Source organism: Streptomyces sp. LUP47B (genome assembly GCF_001746295.1).
Lineage (GTDB): Bacteria > Actinomycetota > Actinomycetes > Streptomycetales > Streptomycetaceae > Streptomyces.
Genome location: NZ_MJAH01000008.1, coordinates 100,432 through 117,556 on the forward strand (window position 1 = coordinate 100,432; position 17,125 = coordinate 117,556).

Consider the following 17,125-nt stretch of genomic DNA (forward strand, 5'->3'; position numbering starts at 1 on the left):
TCGTTCCCTATGGCGCACGGCGTTGCGCATGCAGCAACGTGGAACAAAGGGTGTGTCCGACCTCTGGATGCCTTGACAAGGGTTTGTGGGCGCCCTCAAACTGACGTTGCGTTCAACGCAATCCGTTTCGCTATACGCACCGAGGTGTCATGATGATTCCCGCGTGCCGTCTCGTGGATCTTCCTCGAGGCGAGGCCTACCGGCTCGACATCGATCCGCCGGTCTCGGTGTTCCACACCGACGACGGCGAGGTCTTCGCCATCGACGACACCTGCACCCATCAGGACGCCTCGCTCGCCGACGGCTGGCTGGAGGGCTGCGAGGTCGAATGCCCGCTGCACGCCTCGAAGTTCGACCTGCGGACCGGCGCCGTCGACGCCCCGCCGGCCAAGCGCCCGGTCCGCACCCACGAGGTCCACGTCGAGGACGGCATGATCTACGTCCAGCTCTCCCTGGACGCGCCCAACCTGCCGCCCTGCGTCGCGGCCCGGCTCGCCGGCGGACCCGCGTGAGGACGGTCGCCGTGGTCGGCGCCTCGCTCGCCGGTCTGTCGGCGGCGCGCTCGCTGCGGAAACAGGGCTACGACGGGCGGCTCGTCGTCATCGGCGACGAACTCCACCGCCCGTACGACAGGCCCCCCTTGTCCAAGGAGTTCCTGGCCGGTTCCCTCGCCGAGGCCGATCTCGCGCTGGAGCCGGACACCGAGGACCTGCGGGCCCAGTGGCTGCTCGGCGTCCGCGCCGTCGCTCTCGACGGCCCGCAGCGCGCCGTACGGCTCGCCGACGGCAGCGAGGTACGGGCGGACGGCGTCGTCATCGCGACCGGCGCCGCCGCCCGGACCCTGCCCGGCACGGACGGTCTGGCCGGGGTGCACACCCTGCGCACCCTGGACGACGCCCGCGCCCTGCGCGACGAACTCACCCTCGGGGGACGGCTGGTGGTGATCGGCGGCGGCTTCATCGGCGCCGAGGTCGCCTCCACCGCGTACGCCCTTGGGCTCGACGTGACCGTGGTGGAAGCTGCCCCGACCCCGCTGGCCGGACCGCTCGGCGAGACCATGGGCACCATCGTCTCCGCCCTCCACGCGGACCACGGCGTACGGCTGTTGTGCGGGGTGGGTGTCAAGGGTCTGAGCGGCGAGCGCCGCGTCGACTCCGTCCTGCTGGAGGACGGCCGCAGCGTCCCCGCCGACATCGTGGTGGTGGGAGTCGGTGCCCGCCCGTGCGTCGAATGGCTCGCGGGCTCGGGCATCGAGCTCGACGACGGCGTCAAGTGCGGTGCCGACGGCCGCACCGGCCTGGCCGGTGTCGTCGCGGTCGGTGACTGTGCCTCCTGGTACGACCCGCGCGCGGGCCTGCACCGCCGGGTCGAGCACTGGACCGGCGCCCGGGAGCGGCCCGACGCCGCCGTGGCCGCACTGCTGGCGGGCGGCGCGGTGGAACCGAGCACGCCGAGGCCGCCGTACTTCTGGTCGGACCAGTACGGCGTGAAGATCCAGTTCGCCGGTCACGCCGCCGGTGCCGACAGCGTGACGATCGAGGAAGGCGCCCGGGACGACCGCAATGTCCTGGCCGTCTACCGGCGTTCCGGGCATCCGGTCGCCGTGCTCGGGATGAATCAGCCGCGGCTGTTCATGCGCTGGCGCAAGCAGCTCGCCGCCGCGGCCTGACAGCACCGCCGCTGTCGCCCCGTTCAGAACGCCGTCCGCTCGTCCCGGCGTGCATCACCGGTCCACGACGTTCCCCGAGGAGTGCACTGTGACCTCGACCAGCCTGCCGGACAGTCTGATCGCCACCCTCCCCGGCGCCTCCTACACGGATCCCGGGATCTTCGCCCAGGAGCAGGAGCGCATCTTCGAATCGATGTGGTTCTGCGCCGTCCGCGCCCTCGACCTGCCCAGACCCGGTGCCTTCAAGACGGTCGAGGTGGGCCGCGAGAGCATCCTCGTCACGCGGGCACGGGACAACTCGATCCGGGCCTACTTCAACGTCTGCCGGCATCGGGGCGCCAAGCTGTGCACCGAGGAGTCCGGTGAGGTCAAGCGAGCCTTCCAATGCCCGTACCACGCCTGGACGTACGACCTGACGGGCAAGCTCGTCGCGGCGCCGAACCTGACGAAGATGCCGGACGTGGGCCGTACCGAGTACGGCCTGGCGAGCGTGGCGGTGCGCGAGTGGCTGGGCTATGTGTGGGTGTGCCTCGCGGAGGACCCGCCGCCCTTCGACGAGGTCGTCCAGGACGTGATCGCGCGCCTGGGCGACACCGAGTCGATCGAGCACTACGACATCGGGGGGCTGGAGGTCGGCAGGCGGATCGTCTATGACGTGAAGGCGAACTGGAAACTCATCGTCGAGAACTTCATGGAGTGCTACCACTGCGCGACGATCCACCCCGAACTGACCGAGGTGCTACCGGAGTTCGCCGACGGATACGCGGCCCAGTACTACGTGGGCCACGGCGCGGAGTTCGGCGAGGACGTCAGGGGCTTCACCGTCGACGGCTCGGAGGGGCTGGACCGGATTCCCGGAGTCTCCGAGGATCAGGACCGCCGCTACTACGCGATCACCGTGCGGCCGCAGGTGTTCATCAACCTCGTGCCCGACCATGTGATCTTCCACCGGATGTACCCGGTGGCCGCCGACCGCACGATCGTCGAGTGCGACTGGCTGTATCTGCCGCATGTCGTGGAGAGCGGCAAGGACGTCAGCAGGTCGGTGGAGCTCTTCGACCGGGTCAACCGCCAGGACTTCGACGCGTGCGAGCGCACTCAGCCTGGGATGAGCTCACGGCTGTACGCCAAGGGTGGCGTCCTGGTGCCCAGCGAGCACCACATCGGCGAGTTCCACGACTGGGTCCAGGCCCGGCTGGGGGCTCAGCCCAGGTAACCCATGCGGTGGCTGATCTCCTCGGCACCCTTGACCAGCACCGGAGCCAGCTCGTGGAGACGCTCCTCGGAGAACCGGTACGCGGGCCCCGAGGCGCTGAGCGCCGCGATGACCTCGCCGTCCCGGTCGCGGACCGGCGCGGCCATGGCGTGCAGGCCGAGCTCCAACTCCTCCAGGGCCCAGGCGTAACCGCGCTCCCGGGCCTCGGCGAGGTTCTTCTCGAGCTTCGTCTTCGCGGTGATGGTGCGCGGAGTGACCTTCTTCAGGCCGGTCTCGGTCAGCAGCGCGGCGCGCTCCTTGGCGGGCAGGTGGGCCAGCAGGATCTTGCCGCTCGACGTGGCGTGCAGCGGGGTCAGCTGGCCGACCCAGTTCTGCGCGGTGACGGCACCCGGGCCGCGTACCTGGTAGAGGTTGACCGCGTAACGCTCCTGCATGACGGCGAGGTTCACGGTCTCGCCGATCTCCTCGGCCAGGTCCTCGCAGACCGGGCGGCTCTGCTGGGTGATGTCGATGCGTCCGGTGACCGCGCCGGCCAGGCGCACGATGCCGAAACCGAGACGGTACTTGCCGCGCTCGCCCGCCTGTTCCACCAGGCCGCGCGCTTCCAGGGCGCCCAGGAGCCGGAACGCAGTGGACTTGTGAACGTCGATCTCGGCGGCCACCTCGCTGACGCCGGCCTCGCCGCGCTGAGCGAGGATCTCCATCACGTGGATGGCCCGGTCGACCGACTGCACCCCGCCGTTCGACGACCCTGTCGTTTCGTTATCCGAGTTGTAGTTGCTCACAACGCAACTATACGGGGGGTCCCGAACGGCGTGTTCACCTTCGGGACGCTGACCTGGTCCTTTTGCCTGGTAGTGAGTGTGCACGTGTTGTGTGGTTGATCCGGGCGTTCCGTGATGGGTCCGGAATAGCCGGGTGGGGGGCTGTGTTGCAGGGGTGTAGTTGAAGCATCAACCACCAGGAAGGGTGAGCGCGATGCAGTTCGGCATCTTCACCGTCGGTGACGTGGCCACCGATCCGCACACCGGTCGTACGCCGACCGAGCGCGAGCGGATCAAGGCGATGACCGCGATCGCGCAGAAGGCCGAGGAGGTCGGACTCGACGTGTTCGCGACCGGTGAGCACCACAACCGGCCGTTCGTGCCCTCGTCGCCGACGACCCTGCTGGGCTGGATCGCCGCGCGCACCGAGCGGATCATCCTGTCCACGTCCACCACGCTGATCACCACCAACGACCCGGTGAAGATCGCCGAGGACTACGCGATGCTCCAGCACCTGGCCGACGGGCGCGTCGACCTGATGATGGGCCGCGGCAACACCGGCCCGGTCTACCCGTGGTTCGGCAAGGACATCCGCGACGGCATCGGCCTCGCCGTCGAGAACTACGCCTTGCTGCGCAGGCTGTGGCGCGAGGACGTCGTCGACTGGGAGGGGAAGTTCCGTACTCCGCTCCAGGGCTTCACCTCCACGCCGCGGCCGCTGGACGGTGTACCGCCGTTCGTCTGGCACGGCTCCATCCGCTCCCCGGAGATAGCCGAGCAGGCCGCGTACTACGGCGACGGCTTCTTCCACAACAACATCTTCTGGCCGAAGGAGCACACCGGGAAACTGATCGACCTCTACCGGCAGCGGTACGCCCACTACGGCCACGGCGCGCCCGAGCAGGCGATCGTCGGACTCGGCGGACACGTCTACATGCGCCGCAACTCCCAGGACGCCGTCCGGGAGTTCCGCCCGGTCTTCGACCACTCACCGGTGATGGGCGGCGGCGTCTCGATGGAGGAGTACATGGAGCAGACCCCGCTGACCGTCGGCACGCCCGAGCAGGTCATCGAGAAGACGCTCTCCTTCCGCGAGTACGCCGGCGACTACCAGCGCCAGCTGTTCATGGTGGACGGCGGCGGCATCCCGCTGAAGACGGCACTGGAGCAGATCGACATGCTCGGCTCGGAGGTGGTACCGGTGCTGCGCAAGGAGTTCGCGGCGGTGCGGCCGGCCGGGGTGCCCGACGCCCCCACCCACGCCTCCCTGCTCGCCGCCCGCGAGAGCGGGAGCGCGCAGACCGCCGAGCAGGTGGTCTGAGACCGTACGAAAGGATCCGGCGATGAAGGCCCTGAAGCCGCCGGCCGTCTCGGCGGGCCTGAGGCGGCCCTCCGTGGGCGGGCGCCGTACCCGCCGCGGGTACGGCGCGTCCGATGGCTGGGGCCACGGCGGGTGACGAGGGGACCGACGGTCTCGTCGCCCGCATCACCCGGGCCGGCGGCGAGGCGGCCGGGCTGAGGAGCGGGTGCCGAGCCTTGGCCGAGCTCACCGATCCCGTCGAGACCATCGTGCCGTTCGAACGGAAGCCGGCCGCACTCCGGTCCGCGTGAGGACGCGTCCGGAAGAGGGAGGAATCATGACCGACAACGTCAACGCGTACCCGGCCACCGGCGGGGTGGCGCCCGACCGCTGGGCCAGTGCGCTGCACCTCTTCGACAACGGCGCCGGAGTGCCGCACGAGGAGACCACCGTCGAGCGCTGGGAGCGGGCCGGGCTGCTGTTCGAGGCGCGGGACTACAGCGGTGCCGCCAAGCTCCTCGCCGCCGTCGTCGAGGAGGCGCCGGAACAGACCGGCCCCCGGCTGCTGCTGGCCCGCGCCTACTACCACTCCGCACAACTGAAGCGTGCCGAGGACCAGTTGCGCGTGATCGTCGAGCGCGATCCGGTGGAGCACTACGCCCACCTGATGCTGGGCCGCACCCTGCAACGTCAGGGTCGCCAGGACGAGGCGGAGCCCTGGCTGCGGATGGCGGGCGCCTTCGCGGGCGAGTTCCCGGACGACGAGTGAGCGGTGCGCCCCTCTGCGTGAGGCTGCAGGCGGGCGTGCCCGGGACGTGGAGGCGTCCCAGTGCGCTGAGGGCCAGGTGTTCGTGGAGGACGGTGCGCCCGTCTGTGTGAGGCTGCAGGCGGGGGTGCCCGGGACGTGGAGGCGTCCCAGTGCGCTGAGGGCCAGGTGTTCGTGGAGGACGGTGCGCCCGTCTGCGTGAGGCTGCAGGCGGGCGTGCCCGGACGCGGAGGCGTCCCAGCGCGCTGAGGGCCAGGTGATCGCGGAGGACATGGGCGCCCGGCGGGCTGCCGGTGTGCGTCCGGACGCCGGGGCCCGTGGCGTCGAACGCCGCGATGGTCAGGACCCGCTCCCGACCTCCCGCGAGCCCGGTCGGGTCCGGGACTTCGCCACGGCCGGAGCCGTCGAGCAGCGGCATATATGTCGTGGAAGTTGCGTGGCGCGCAACCTGGTGCGTATGACGCTACTCGTACTACCATGCCGCGCATATCTACGGCGCGAGCGAGACGAGGCATCATGGCTCCTCAGCAGTACGACTTCGTCATCGTCGGCGGTGGATCGGCCGGCAGCGCACTGGCCAACCGGCTCTCCGCCGACTCGGGCAACCGGGTGCTGGTCCTGGAGGCCGGCCGGCCCGACTACCCGTGGGACGTCTTCATCCACATGCCCGCGGCGCTGACCTATCCGATCGGCAGCCGCTTCTACGACTGGAAGTACGAGTCCGAACCCGAGCCGCACATGGGCGGCCGGCGCGTCTACCACGCCCGCGGCAAGGTACTGGGCGGCTCCAGCAGCATCAACGGCATGATCTTCCAGCGCGGAAACCCCCTGGACTACGAGCGCTGGGCCGCCGATTCCGGCATGGAGAGCTGGGACTACGCGCACTGTCTGCCGTACTTCAAGCGCATGGAGAACTGTCTCGCGGCCGACCCCGACGACGAGTTCCGCGGCCACGACGGCCCGCTCGTCCTGGAACGCGGCCCGGCCACCAACCCGCTGTTCACCGCCTTCCAGAAGGCCACCGAGGAGGCCGGGTACGCGCCCACCGACGACGTCAACGGCTACCGGCAGGAGGGCTTCGCCAAGTTCGACCGCAACGTCCACCGCGGGCGTCGCCTGTCGGCCTCGAAGGCCTATCTGAAGCCCGTCCGCAAACGCCCCAACCTCACGGTCACGACCCGCGCCCTCGTCACCCGTGTCCTGTTCGAGGGCAAGCGGGCGGTCGGCGTCGAGTACCGGCGCGGCAAGGGCGCGCCGCAGCAGGTGCGCGCCAAGGAGGTCATCCTCTGCGGTGGCGCGATCAACTCCCCGCAGCTGCTCCAGCTGTCCGGCGTGGGCAACGCCGGGGAACTGAGCGCGCTCGGCATCGACGTCGTCCACGACCTGCCGGGCGTCGGCGAGAACATGCAGGACCACCTGGAGGTGTACATCCAGTACGCCTGCAAGCAGCCCGTCTCCATGCAGCCGTACCTCGCGAAATGGCGTGCCCCCTTCATCGGCCTGCAGTGGCTCTTCCGCAAGGGCCCCGCCGCGACCAACCACTTCGAGGCCGGCGGCTTCGCCCGCAGCAACGAGGACGTGGACTATCCCAACCTGATGTTCCACTTCCTGCCCATCGCGGTCCGCTACGACGGCTCCGTGCCCGCCGGCGGACACGGTTACCAGGTGCACGTGGGGCCCATGTACTCCGACGCCCTCGGTTCGGTGAAGATCAAGAGCAGGGACCCGCAGGAGCATCCGGCGCTGCGCTTCAACTACCTGTCCACCGAGCAGGACCGCCGTGAGTGGGTCGAGGCGATCCGCGTCGCGCGCAGGCTGCTCAACCAGCCCGCCCTCGCCCCCTACAACGGCGGGGAGATCTCGCCCGGACCGTCCGTCGAGAGCGACGAGGAGATCCTCGCCTGGGTCGCCAAGGACGGCGAGACGGCCCTGCACCCCTCCTGCACCTGCAAGATGGGCACCGACGAGATGGCCGTCGTGGACCCCGCCAGCATGCGCGTGCACGGGGTCGAGGGGCTGCGTGTCGTCGACGCGTCGGTGATGCCCTATGTCACCAACGGAAACATCTACGCGCCGGTGATGATGATCGCGGAGAAGGCGGCCGACCTCATCCTCGGCAAGGAGCCGCTCCCGCCCTCCAAGGCCGCGTACTACCGGCACCGGGACGCTCGGACCCAGGCGGGGTAACGCAGTTTTTTCACGGGGCCGCTTGCATCGGAAACCCACCCCGCCGGCCCGGGATCACGTGCCCGGCGCGGCTGCCCGATTGTCGAAACCGTCATCCTCCAACCCCTTGACGTGGGTTCATGCATTCTCCAGAGTGTTCCACCACAAGCAATTCGGTGCGCGATGCGCAACGAGAATCGCTCGAAGGGCTCCCCAGGTGGCAGACCTGTATGTGGACGGGAAGTGGCGGGAGCCGGTGGCCGGAGGCCATCGGGAGATCCGATGTCCCGCCGACGGCTCGCTTTCCGCGACCGTGTCGGAAGGGACCCGCCCCGACACCGAGGCGGCGATCGCCGCCGCCCGCCGGGCCTTCGACGAGGGGCCCTGGCCACGCACCCCCGAGCGTGAGCGGGGCGCCCTGCTGCTGCGCACCGCCGACCTGCTCGAGCGGGATGCCAAGGACTTCGCCCGCGCGGAATCGCTGGACACCGGCAAGCGGCTGGTGGAGAGCGAGTACGACATCGCCGACGTCGTCTCCTGTCTTCGCTACTACGGCGGGCTCGGCGGCACCGACGCCGGCCGCGTGATCGACACCGGACGGGACGACGCCGTCAGCCGCGTGGTCTACGAGCCGATCGGTGTGTGCGGTCTGATCACACCGTGGAACTACCCACTTCTGCAAGCGAGTTGGAAAGTCGCTCCGGCCCTGCTGGCCGGAAACACCATTGTCCTCAAGCCCAGTGAGCTCACCCCTTCCACCGCGATCCTGCTGATGAGGGCGCTGGAGGAGGCCGGGTTGCCCGCGGGTGCGGCCAACCTCGTCCTCGGTACCGGGCCCGAGGTCGGCGCGCCGCTCTCCGAGGATCCCCGTGTCGACATGGTCTCCTTCACCGGGGGCGTGGAGACCGGCAAACGGATCATGGCGACGGCCGCGGCGACCGTGAAGAAGGTCGCGCTGGAACTCGGCGGCAAGAACCCCAATGTCGTCTTCGCCGACGCCGACTTCGAGACGGCCGTGGACTTCGCGCTCACGGCCGTCTTCCTGCATTCGGGGCAGGTCTGCTCGGCCGGTGCCCGGCTGATCGTCGAGGACTCCCTGCACGACCGCTTCGTCGACGAGGTGGTCCGCCGGGCCCGGCAGATCCGTCTCGGGGGGCCCTTCGACCCCGAGGCCGAGACCGGGGCGCTGATCTCGGCGCAGCACCTGGAGAAGGTCGGGGCGTACGTCGCCGCCGGGCTCGCCGAAGGTGCCGTCCTGCGCTGCGGCGGCGAGCGCCCCGACGACCCGGCCCTCGGGAACGGGCACTACTACCCGCCCACCGTGCTCGACGAGTGCCGGCAGGACATGCGGGTGGTGCACGAGGAGTCCTTCGGGCCGGTGCTGACCGTGGAGCGCTTCTCCGATGAGGACGACGCCGTCCGCATCGCCAACGACACGGAGTACGGACTCGCCGGTGCCGTCTGGACACAGGACGCCGGGAAGGCCCAGCGGGTCGCCCGCCGGCTGCGGCACGGCACCGTGTGGATCAACGACTACCACCCCTATGTGCCACAGGCCGAGTGGGGTGGCTTCGGGCACTCCGGTGTGGGCCGGGAACTGGGACCGACCGGCCTTGCCGAGTACCGCGAGCCCAAGCACATCTGGCAGAACATCCAACCCCGGCCGCAGCACTGGTTCCGCGGCTGAACGCCGAGAAGAGGTCGACCATGACCCCAACCCAGACCGAGGTGCCGCCGCGCCGCGGCACCCCCGAGGACGCGGCGCCCACGCCCGTCATATCCGTACGCGGGCTGTGGAAGGTGTTCGGGCCGAAGGCACACCAGGTACCGGACTCCGAGGAGCTGCGCGGGCTCACCCGCCGCGAACTCATGGACCGCACCGGCTGCACCGCCGCCGTGCGGGACGTGAACTTCGAGGTCGCGCCCGGCGAGGTCTTCGTCGTCATGGGACTGTCCGGCTCCGGCAAGTCCACCCTGGTGCGCTGTCTGACCCGGCTGATCGAGCCCACCGCGGGCGAGATCGTCTTCGAGGGCGAGGACATCCGGGACGCCGACGAGCGGCGGCTGCGTGAACTGCGGCGCAGCAAGTTCTCCATGGTCTTCCAGCACTTCGGTCTGCTGCCCCACCGCCGCGTCGTCGACAACGTGGCGTTCGGGCTCGAGATCCGCGGCATGGGCCGGGCCGAGCGCACCAGGAGGGCGCTGGAGGTGGTCGAACTCGTGGGCCTGTCGGGGTACGAGAAATCCTATCCCGACCAGCTCTCCGGCGGCATGCAGCAACGCGTCGGCCTGGCAAGGGCGTTGGCCGGGGATCCGGACGTCCTCCTCTTCGACGAGCCGTTCTCGGCGCTCGACCCGCTGATCCGCCGTGACATGCAGAGCGAGGTCATCCGGCTGCACCACGAGGTCGGCAAGACGATGGTGTTCATCACCCACGACCTCTCCGAGGCGCTGAAGCTCGGCGACCGGATCCTCATCATGCGCGACGGCAAGATGGTCCAGTGCGGCACCGGCGACGAACTCGTGGGAGCCCCCGCCGACGACTACGTACGCGACTTCGTGAAGGACGTGGCGCGTGGCGATGTGCTGACCCTGCGCTGGATCATGCGTCCGGCGACACCGGAGGACCCTCTGGACGGACCCGAGCTGGGTCCCGACGTCGTGGTGAAGGAGGCCACCCGGGCGGTGCTCGCGGCCGACAAGCCCGTCAAGGTCGTGGAGAACGGCAAGCTGATCGGCATCGTCGGCGACGAGGAGATCCTCGCGGTGGTCGCCGGGCAGGAAGGCGACGCGTGATGACCGTCGCCATCGAGAAACCCGGGAATCCGGGGCAGACGAAGCAGGCCGAACCGCCGCCGCCCGCCGCTCCGGTACGCAGGATCAGCCGGTCCATGGTGGTCGCCGCGATCCTGGCCGTCTGGCTCGTCCTCTTCGCCGTACTGCGCGGAAAGCAGACCCTGTCGCTGGCCGCGGCCGACCTCACCGATCTGCACCGCTGGCTCAACGACGTCAACGACTCCATCGGCGCCAACCGCAACTCCAACCCGCTCTTCCTGTACGGCTTCAACGAGATCCGGCTGGTCATCGACAACCTGGTGACCTTCGTGCAGGACCTGATCTCCCAGCCGTCCGGTGACCGCCCGCTCCCGCAGATCGGCTGGCTCGGAGTCGTCGGCCTCGCCGGCTACGTCTCCTGGGCGGTGGCCAACTGGCGGGTGGCGCTGCTGGCCGTGGCCGGCTTCACCTTCCTCGGGCTCCAGGGCCTGTGGCAGGAGAGCATGGACACCCTGGCCCTGACGCTCTCCGCGGTCCTGGTGGCGCTGCTGTTCGCCATCCCGCTGGGCGTGTGGGCGGGCCTGTCGGAACGGGCCAACCGGATCGTCACGCCGTTCCTCGACTTCATGCAGACGATGCCGACGTTCGTCTATCTGGCGCCGCTGACTCTGATCTTCCTGATCGGCGGGGCCTCCGCCACCATCGCCACCGTCATCTACGCGGCACCGCCGGCCATCCGCATCACGGCGCACGCCATCCGCTCCGTGCCCGCGACGACGGTCGAGGCGGCCGCCTCCATGGGCGCCACCCGCAGACAGTCGCTGCTGAAGGTCCTGCTGCCGATGTCCAAGCGGACCGTGGTGATGGGCATCAACCAGACCATCATGGCCGCCCTGGCCATGGTGACCATCGCGGCCCTGATCGACGCCCCCGGGCTCGGCAAGACCGTCGTCCAGGCCCTGCAGTCCCTCGACGTCGGTACGGCCTTCAACGCGGGCCTCGCCATCGTCGTCATGGCGATCGTCCTGGACCGGGTCACCACCGCGGCGAGCGGACGCGCGGAGGCGGCGCGGCGCTCCGGCAGCCCCCTGCTCAAGTGGCGGCGGCACCTGCTCGCCGCCGGGGGAGTGGTGGCGGCCGTACTCGTGTATCTGTCGCACACCTATCTGTGGGCGGCCGAGTTCCCCGGCGACGGCGGCACCGGCAGCAACATCGCCAAAGCGGCCGACAACGTGACGACCTGGGCGCAGGACAACCTGTCGGGGCTGACCAACGGCTTCCGCGACGCCATCACCAACGGCCTGCTCAACCCCTTCCAGACGCTGCTGACCGACTCCCCGTGGTGGCTCGTCGGTGCCGCCCTGATCGGGATCGCGGTGGTGCTGGGCGGTTGGCGCGCAGGTGTCACGACCGCCGTGTGCGTGGGACTCCTGGTCGCCACCGGCGTGTGGTCGGACGGTATGACGACCCTGGCCTCGACCCTCGTGGCGACCGTGCTGGTCATGCTGCTCGGCGTCGTCATCGGGGTGTGGATGGGACGCAGCGCGCTGGTGGACCGGCTGGTGCGGCCCACCCTCGACGCGGCCCAGGTCATGCCGCCGTTCGTCTATCTCGTGCCGTTCCTCGCCCTGTTCGGCGCGACCCGGTTCACGGCCATCGTCGCCGCGATCGTCTACGCGGCCCCGGTGGCCATCAAGATCATCGCCGACGGGGTGCGGACCGTGCCCGCGACCACGGTGGAGGCGGCCACCTCCACCGGGTGCAACACCTGGCAGATCATCACCAAGGTCCAGCTGCCGATGGCCCGCGGCGCCCTGACGCTCGCGACCAACCAGGGCCTGATCTACGTGCTGTCGATGGTCGTCGTCGGCGGACTGGTCGGCGCCGGGGCCCTCGGCTACGACGTGGTCGCCGGCTTCTCGCAGGGACAGCTGTACGGCAAGGGCCTGGCGGCCGGGCTCGCCATCGTGCTGCTCGGCGTCATGTTCGACCGGATCACTCAAGCAGCGGCTCGCCGCACCAGTAACTGAGGAGCACGACACGATGGCAAGACACTGGCGATCCGGCGCGGCCGGCCTGGCCGTCCTCGGCCTCACCCTCACGGCCTGCGGCGGCGCGAAGGTCGGTGACTCCTCGGAGGCCGGCGGCTCGGGCAGCTCCGGCAAGTGCGGCACCTTCAACCTCGCGGTCAACCCGTGGGTGGGCTACGAGGCCGACGCGGCGGTCGTCGCGTACGTCGCCGAGCACGACCTGAAGTGCAAGGTCACCAAGAAGGACCTCAAGGAGGAGATCGCCTGGCAGGGCTTCGGGACCGGCGAGGTCGACGCCGTCCTGGAGAACTGGGGTCACGACGACCTGAAGAAGAAGTACATCACCCAGCAGAAGACCGCCGTGGAGGCCGGCTCGACCGGCAACAAGGGCATCATCGGCTGGTACGTGCCGCCGTGGCTGGCCAAGGCCCACCCGGACATCACCGACTGGAAGAACCTCGACAAGTACGCCGCCGAGTTCAAGACCTCGGAGTCCGGCGGCAAGGGCCAGCTCCTGGACGGCGACCCGTCGTACGTCACCAACGACGAGGCGCTGGTGAAGAACCTGAAGCTGGACTTCAAGGTGGTGTACGCGGGCAGCGAGACCGCGCTGATCCAGGCGTACCGCAACGCCGAGAAGAACAAGGAATGGGTGATCGGCTACTTCTACGAGCCGCAGTGGTTCCTGTCCGAGGTGCCGCTGGTCAAGGTCGACCTGCCCGCGTACAAGACGGGCTGCGACGCCGATGCGGCCAAGGTCGCCTGTGACTATCCCGTCTACGACCTCGACAAGATCGTCAGTGCCAAGTTCGCGAAGTCCGGCAGCCCTGCCTACGACCTGGTGAAGAAGTTCAACTGGACGAACGACGACCAGAACACCGTTGCCAAGTACATCGCGGTGGACAAGATGACGCCGGACGCGGCGGCCAAGAAGTGGGTCGACGCCAACCGGGCCAAGGTCGACGCCTGGATCAAGTAGTCCGCTCGTGGACGCCCGGTGGGCGGTGCGCACTCCTGCGCGCCGTCCGCCGGGCGTTGCCGTTTTCCGCCCTGTTCCGTGCCGTCACCGGCCTCTTGACACCCATCCGCGCGGCGGGCACATTGAGTTGCGCAGCCTGAATCGTGTTGCGTACAAAGCAACTTAACCGGAGGTGCGGCGATGGCGGGACCCCGAGTGGTCATCATCGGAGCGGGCGTCGTCGGCGCGGCACTGGCCGACGAGATCTCGGCACGCGGCTGGACCGAGGTGACCGTGGTCGACCAGGGTCCGCTCCCGGCCACCGGGGGATCGTCCTCGCACGCCCCGGGCCTCGTCTTCCAGGCCAACTCCTCCAAGACCATGACCGAGCTGGCCCGCTACACCGTCGAGAAGTTCTGCTCGCTCGACGTCGACGGACAGCCCTGCTTCCTCCAGGTCGGCGGCCTCGAAGTGGCGACCACGCCCGAGCGCGTCACCGAACTCCACCGCCGGCAGGGCTGGCTCACCTCCTGGGGAGTCGAGTCGCGGATCGTGACCGCCGACGAGTGCGTCGACATGCACCCCCTGGTCGACCCCGACCGGATCCTCGCGGGCCTCCACATCCCGACCGACGGCCTCGCCAAGGCCGTCCTCGCCGTCGAGGCGCAGATCCGCCGGGCCACCGAGCGCGGAGTGACCTTCCTGGCCCGCCACGAGGTCCTCGACGTCCTCCAGGCCGACGGAGAAGTGACGGGCGTCCGCACCGACCACGGCGACCTGCGGGCCGACATCGTCGTGTGCTGCGCCGGCATCTGGGGCCCGAGGATCGCCCGCATGGTCGGCATGAACCTCCCGCTCACCCCGCTCGGCCACCAGCTCGCCTGGACCGGCCCGGTCCCGGCGCTCGCGGGCCAGACCGAGGAGGCGGTGCGCCCGATCCTGCGCCACCAGGACGCCGACCTCTACTACCGCGACCGCCACGACACCCTCGGCATCGGCTACTACGGCCACCGCCCCATGCCCATCACCGCCGACGAGATCCTCTCCGTCGACGAGGCCGACGGGATGCCGTCCGTCCTGAAGTTCACCGAGGACGACTTCGCGGACGCCTGGACCGAGACGCAGTCACTGCTCCCCGCCACCCGCGAGGCCAAGATCGAGGAGGCCATCAACGGCCTGTTCTCCTTCACCACCGACGGCCTGCCCCTCCTCGGCGAGTCCCCGGACGTCAAGGGCTTCTGGGTCGCCGAGGCCGTCTGGGTCACCCACTCCGCCGGCGTCGGACGAGCCGTCGCCGAGTGGCTGGTCGACGGCCACTGCTCCTCCTTCGACCTCCACGAGTGCGACGTCAACCGCTTCGAACCGCACCAGCTCGCCCCGGAGTACGTACTGGCCCGCGACTGCCAGAACTTCGTCGAGGTCTACGACATCCTGCACCCGCTGCAGCCGTCCGGTGACCCGCGTCCGCTGCGCACCAGCCCCTTCTACGCCCGCCAGCAGGAGCTGGGCGCCTTCTTCCTGGAGGCGAACGGCTGGGAGCGGCCGCACTGGTACGAGGCCAACGCGGGCCTGGTGGAAGGCCGTTCGATCGTCACCCCGAACGGCTGGGCCGCGCGGTACTGGTCGCCGATCGTCGGTGCCGAGGCCCAGGCCACCCGCGAGACCGTCGCGATGTACGACATGACGGCCCTCAAGCGCCTGGAGGTGAGCGGACGGGGAGCGGCCGACTTCCTGGAGCGGCTGTGCACCGGCAAGGTCGCCAAGTCCGTCGGCTCGGTGACGTACACCCTGCTCCTTGACCACGACGGAGGCATCCGCAGCGACATCACCGTCGCACGGCTGGCCCCCGACCTCTTCCAGGTCGGCGCCAACGGCAACCTCGACCTCGACTGGTTCACCCGCCACCTCCCCGCCGACGGCACGGTCCAGGTCCGTGACATCACCCCCGGCACCTGCTGCATCGGCCTGTGGGGACCGCTCGCCCGGGACGTCCTCCAGCCGCTCACGGACGAGGACTTCTCGGCCGCGGGCCTGAAGTACTTCCGCGCCAAGCGCGCCTACATCGGGTCCGTCCCCGTGACGGCGATGCGCCTTTCGTACGTCGGTGAGCTCGGCTGGGAGCTGTACACCACCGCCGACCAGGGCCTGAAACTGTGGGACACCCTGTGGCGGGCGGCCCGCCCGCTGGGTGGCATCGCGGCCGGCCGGGGCGCCTTCAACAGCCTCCGCCTGGAGAAGGGCTACCGCTCCTTCGGCACCGACATGACCTACGAGCACGACCCGTACGAGGCCGGGGTCGGCTTCGCCGTCAAGGCCGACAAGGAGGACTTCGTCGGGAAGGCGGCCCTGGAGCGACGCAAGGCCGACGTGCGGCGGAAGCTGACCTGCCTGACGATCGAGGACCCCCGGGCCGTCGTCATGGGCAAGGAGCCGGTGTACGACGGACAGCGCGCGGTCGGCTACGTCACCAGCGCGGCCTTCGGCCACACGATCGGCAAGGGCATCGCGTACGCCTGGCTGCCCGCGGAGCTCGCCGTGGCCGGCCGTGCGCTGCACATCGGTTACTTCGACCGGCGCGTGGAGGCGATGGTGGCCGAGGAGCCGCTGTTCGACCCGGCGATGTCCCGGCTTCGGGGCTGAGCGGGTCGTAGCCGAGGCCGGGCGCCCCAGCGCCCGGTGTCAGCCCAAGTGGCCGAGTCGGCGGCTGAGTTCGTCGGCGGCCTCGATCAGCACCGGTGCCAGCTCGTGCATCCGCTCCTCGGTGAGACGGAAGGCGGGACCCGAGGCGGTGAGGGCGGCGACGACCTTGCCGTCGCCGGAACGCACCGGCGCCGCCATGGCGTTGAGGCCCTCCTCGTACTCCTCCACCGTCAGGGCGTAGCCCTGCTCGCGGACCCGGACCAGCTCCGCCTCCAGCGTCTTGCGGGTGGTCAGCGTGCGTGCGGTCATCCGCTCCAGCCCCGCCGTGGCGACGAGTTCGGCCCGGCGCTGCTCAGTGAGATGGGCGAGCAGGACTTTGCCGCTCGACGTGCAGTGCATCGGCGTCAGCCGGCCGACCCAGTTCTGCGCGGTGATGGCGGACCGGCCGCGCACCTGGTCGAGGTTGATCACGTGATGGGACTCCAGGACCGCGATGTTCATCGTCTCGCCCAGTCTGTCGGCGAGGCGTTCGCAAATTCCGCGGCCGTGCTTGGTGACGTCGATGCGCCCGGTGACCGCGCCGGCCAGGCGCACGATGCCGAAGCCGAGGCGGTACTTCCCGCGCTCGCCCTCCTGCTCCACCATCCCGTGCGCCTCCAGCGCGCCGAGCAGACGGAACGCGGTGGACTTGTGGACGTCGATCGCCTCGGCCACTTCACTGACGCCTGCCTCGCCACGCTGGGCGAGGATCTCCAGCACGGTGACAGCCCGGTCGACGGACTGCACACCGCCACTGGACGTGCCCCCGGACTCGGTACCGTTGCTGTTCATGGCGGAACTC

The 17,125-nt window shown here is 69.8% G+C and carries 14 protein-coding genes; 12 read left to right on the top strand and 2 right to left on the bottom strand.

The annotated features are described in order from the left end of the window. The first annotated feature begins 149 nt into the window (after positions 1-149). From BFN33_RS24925 to BFN33_RS24935, 3 genes are all read left to right on the top strand, one after another. Entirely contained in the window at positions 150-512 is a 363-nt protein-coding gene (locus BFN33_RS24925) for a bifunctional 3-phenylpropionate/cinnamic acid dioxygenase ferredoxin subunit (RefSeq protein WP_059207582.1), read from the top strand. After that, a complete protein-coding gene (locus tag BFN33_RS24930) occupies positions 509-1,669 on the top strand; it encodes an NAD(P)/FAD-dependent oxidoreductase (protein WP_176742464.1) in 1,161 nt (386 codons plus the stop codon). The genes BFN33_RS24925 and BFN33_RS24930 overlap by 4 nt, the downstream gene beginning before the upstream one ends. An 88-nt stretch (positions 1,670-1,757) precedes the next feature. Next, positions 1,758-2,885: an aromatic ring-hydroxylating dioxygenase subunit alpha gene (locus BFN33_RS24935; RefSeq protein ID WP_069762379.1), complete on the top strand. Its 1,128-nt coding sequence runs from the start codon at positions 1,758-1,760 to the stop codon at positions 2,883-2,885. On the opposite strand, the gene BFN33_RS24940 is transcribed toward BFN33_RS24935, so the two are convergent. Beyond that, complete coding sequence (locus BFN33_RS24940; RefSeq protein WP_069762380.1) at positions 2,873-3,619, bottom strand: IclR family transcriptional regulator; 747 nt, start codon at positions 3,617-3,619, stop codon at positions 2,873-2,875. The genes BFN33_RS24935 and BFN33_RS24940 overlap by 13 nt on opposite strands. 244 nt (positions 3,620-3,863) lie before the next feature. Between BFN33_RS24940 and BFN33_RS24945 the strand changes: the two genes are divergently transcribed. The 9 genes from BFN33_RS24945 to BFN33_RS24980 all read left to right on the top strand — a co-directional run bounded on the left by BFN33_RS24945 (position 3,864) and on the right by BFN33_RS24980 (position 16,284). After that, positions 3,864-4,970, top strand: coding sequence for an LLM class flavin-dependent oxidoreductase (locus BFN33_RS24945; RefSeq protein WP_069762381.1), 1,107 nt, complete (start codon positions 3,864-3,866; stop codon positions 4,968-4,970). A gap of 113 nt (positions 4,971-5,083) precedes the next feature. Beyond that, on the top strand, positions 5,084-5,260 hold the full coding sequence (locus BFN33_RS53250) for a hypothetical protein (RefSeq protein WP_176742465.1): 177 nt from the start codon (positions 5,084-5,086) through the stop codon (positions 5,258-5,260). Between the two features lie 26 nt (positions 5,261-5,286). Next, the gene (locus BFN33_RS24950; RefSeq protein ID WP_069762382.1) at positions 5,287-5,718 is read left to right on the top strand and encodes a tetratricopeptide repeat protein; all 432 of its coding nucleotides are present in this window, start codon (positions 5,287-5,289) and stop codon (positions 5,716-5,718) included. Between the two features lie 513 nt (positions 5,719-6,231). Next, positions 6,232-7,902 (top strand): choline dehydrogenase, encoded by a 1,671-nt coding sequence (gene betA, locus BFN33_RS24955; RefSeq protein ID WP_069762383.1) that lies wholly within the window; start codon positions 6,232-6,234, stop codon positions 7,900-7,902. Between the two features lie 196 nt (positions 7,903-8,098). After that, positions 8,099-9,568: an aldehyde dehydrogenase family protein gene (locus BFN33_RS24960; RefSeq protein WP_069762384.1), complete on the top strand. Its 1,470-nt coding sequence runs from the start codon at positions 8,099-8,101 to the stop codon at positions 9,566-9,568. 20 nt (positions 9,569-9,588) lie between these two features. Further along, positions 9,589-10,677, top strand: coding sequence for a glycine betaine/L-proline ABC transporter ATP-binding protein (locus BFN33_RS24965; RefSeq protein WP_069762385.1), 1,089 nt, complete (start codon positions 9,589-9,591; stop codon positions 10,675-10,677). Beyond that, entirely contained in the window at positions 10,677-12,686 is a 2,010-nt protein-coding gene (locus BFN33_RS24970) for a proline/glycine betaine ABC transporter permease (RefSeq protein WP_069762386.1), read from the top strand. The genes BFN33_RS24965 and BFN33_RS24970 overlap by 1 nt, the downstream gene beginning before the upstream one ends. 13 nt (positions 12,687-12,699) lie before the next feature. Beyond that, complete coding sequence (locus BFN33_RS24975; RefSeq protein ID WP_069762387.1) at positions 12,700-13,665, top strand: ABC transporter substrate-binding protein; 966 nt, start codon at positions 12,700-12,702, stop codon at positions 13,663-13,665. Between the two features lie 180 nt (positions 13,666-13,845). Beyond that, positions 13,846-16,284 (top strand): FAD-dependent oxidoreductase, encoded by a 2,439-nt coding sequence (locus BFN33_RS24980; RefSeq protein ID WP_069762388.1) that lies wholly within the window; start codon positions 13,846-13,848, stop codon positions 16,282-16,284. A 39-nt stretch (positions 16,285-16,323) separates the two neighbouring features. Here BFN33_RS24980 and BFN33_RS24985 read toward each other — a convergent pair whose 3' ends face one another. Further along, on the bottom strand, positions 16,324-17,115 hold the full coding sequence (locus BFN33_RS24985) for an IclR family transcriptional regulator (protein WP_069762389.1): 792 nt from the start codon (positions 17,113-17,115) through the stop codon (positions 16,324-16,326). Positions 17,116-17,125 lie beyond the last annotated feature (10 nt).

Bases quoted from the DNA above. Each gene is read 5' to 3' on its own strand.
- BFN33_RS24925 (WP_059207582.1), top strand. From the start codon at position 150: ATGATGATTCCCGCGTGCCGTCTCGTGGATCTTCCTCGAGGCGAGGCC.
- BFN33_RS24945 (WP_069762381.1), top strand. From the start codon at position 3,864: ATGCAGTTCGGCATCTTCACCGTCGGTGACGTGGCCACCGATCCGCAC.
- BFN33_RS53250 (WP_176742465.1), top strand. From the start codon at position 5,084: ATGGCTGGGGCCACGGCGGGTGACGAGGGGACCGACGGTCTCGTCGCC.
- BFN33_RS24950 (WP_069762382.1), top strand. From the start codon at position 5,287: ATGACCGACAACGTCAACGCGTACCCGGCCACCGGCGGGGTGGCGCCC.
- betA (WP_069762383.1), top strand. From the start codon at position 6,232: ATGGCTCCTCAGCAGTACGACTTCGTCATCGTCGGCGGTGGATCGGCC.
- BFN33_RS24965 (WP_069762385.1), top strand. From the start codon at position 9,589: ATGACCCCAACCCAGACCGAGGTGCCGCCGCGCCGCGGCACCCCCGAG.
- BFN33_RS24970 (WP_069762386.1), top strand. From the start codon at position 10,677: ATGACCGTCGCCATCGAGAAACCCGGGAATCCGGGGCAGACGAAGCAG.
- BFN33_RS24975 (WP_069762387.1), top strand. From the start codon at position 12,700: ATGGCAAGACACTGGCGATCCGGCGCGGCCGGCCTGGCCGTCCTCGGC.
- BFN33_RS24980 (WP_069762388.1), top strand. From the start codon at position 13,846: ATGGCGGGACCCCGAGTGGTCATCATCGGAGCGGGCGTCGTCGGCGCG.
- BFN33_RS24985 (WP_069762389.1), bottom strand. From the start codon at position 17,115: ATGAACAGCAACGGTACCGAGTCCGGGGGCACGTCCAGTGGCGGTGTG.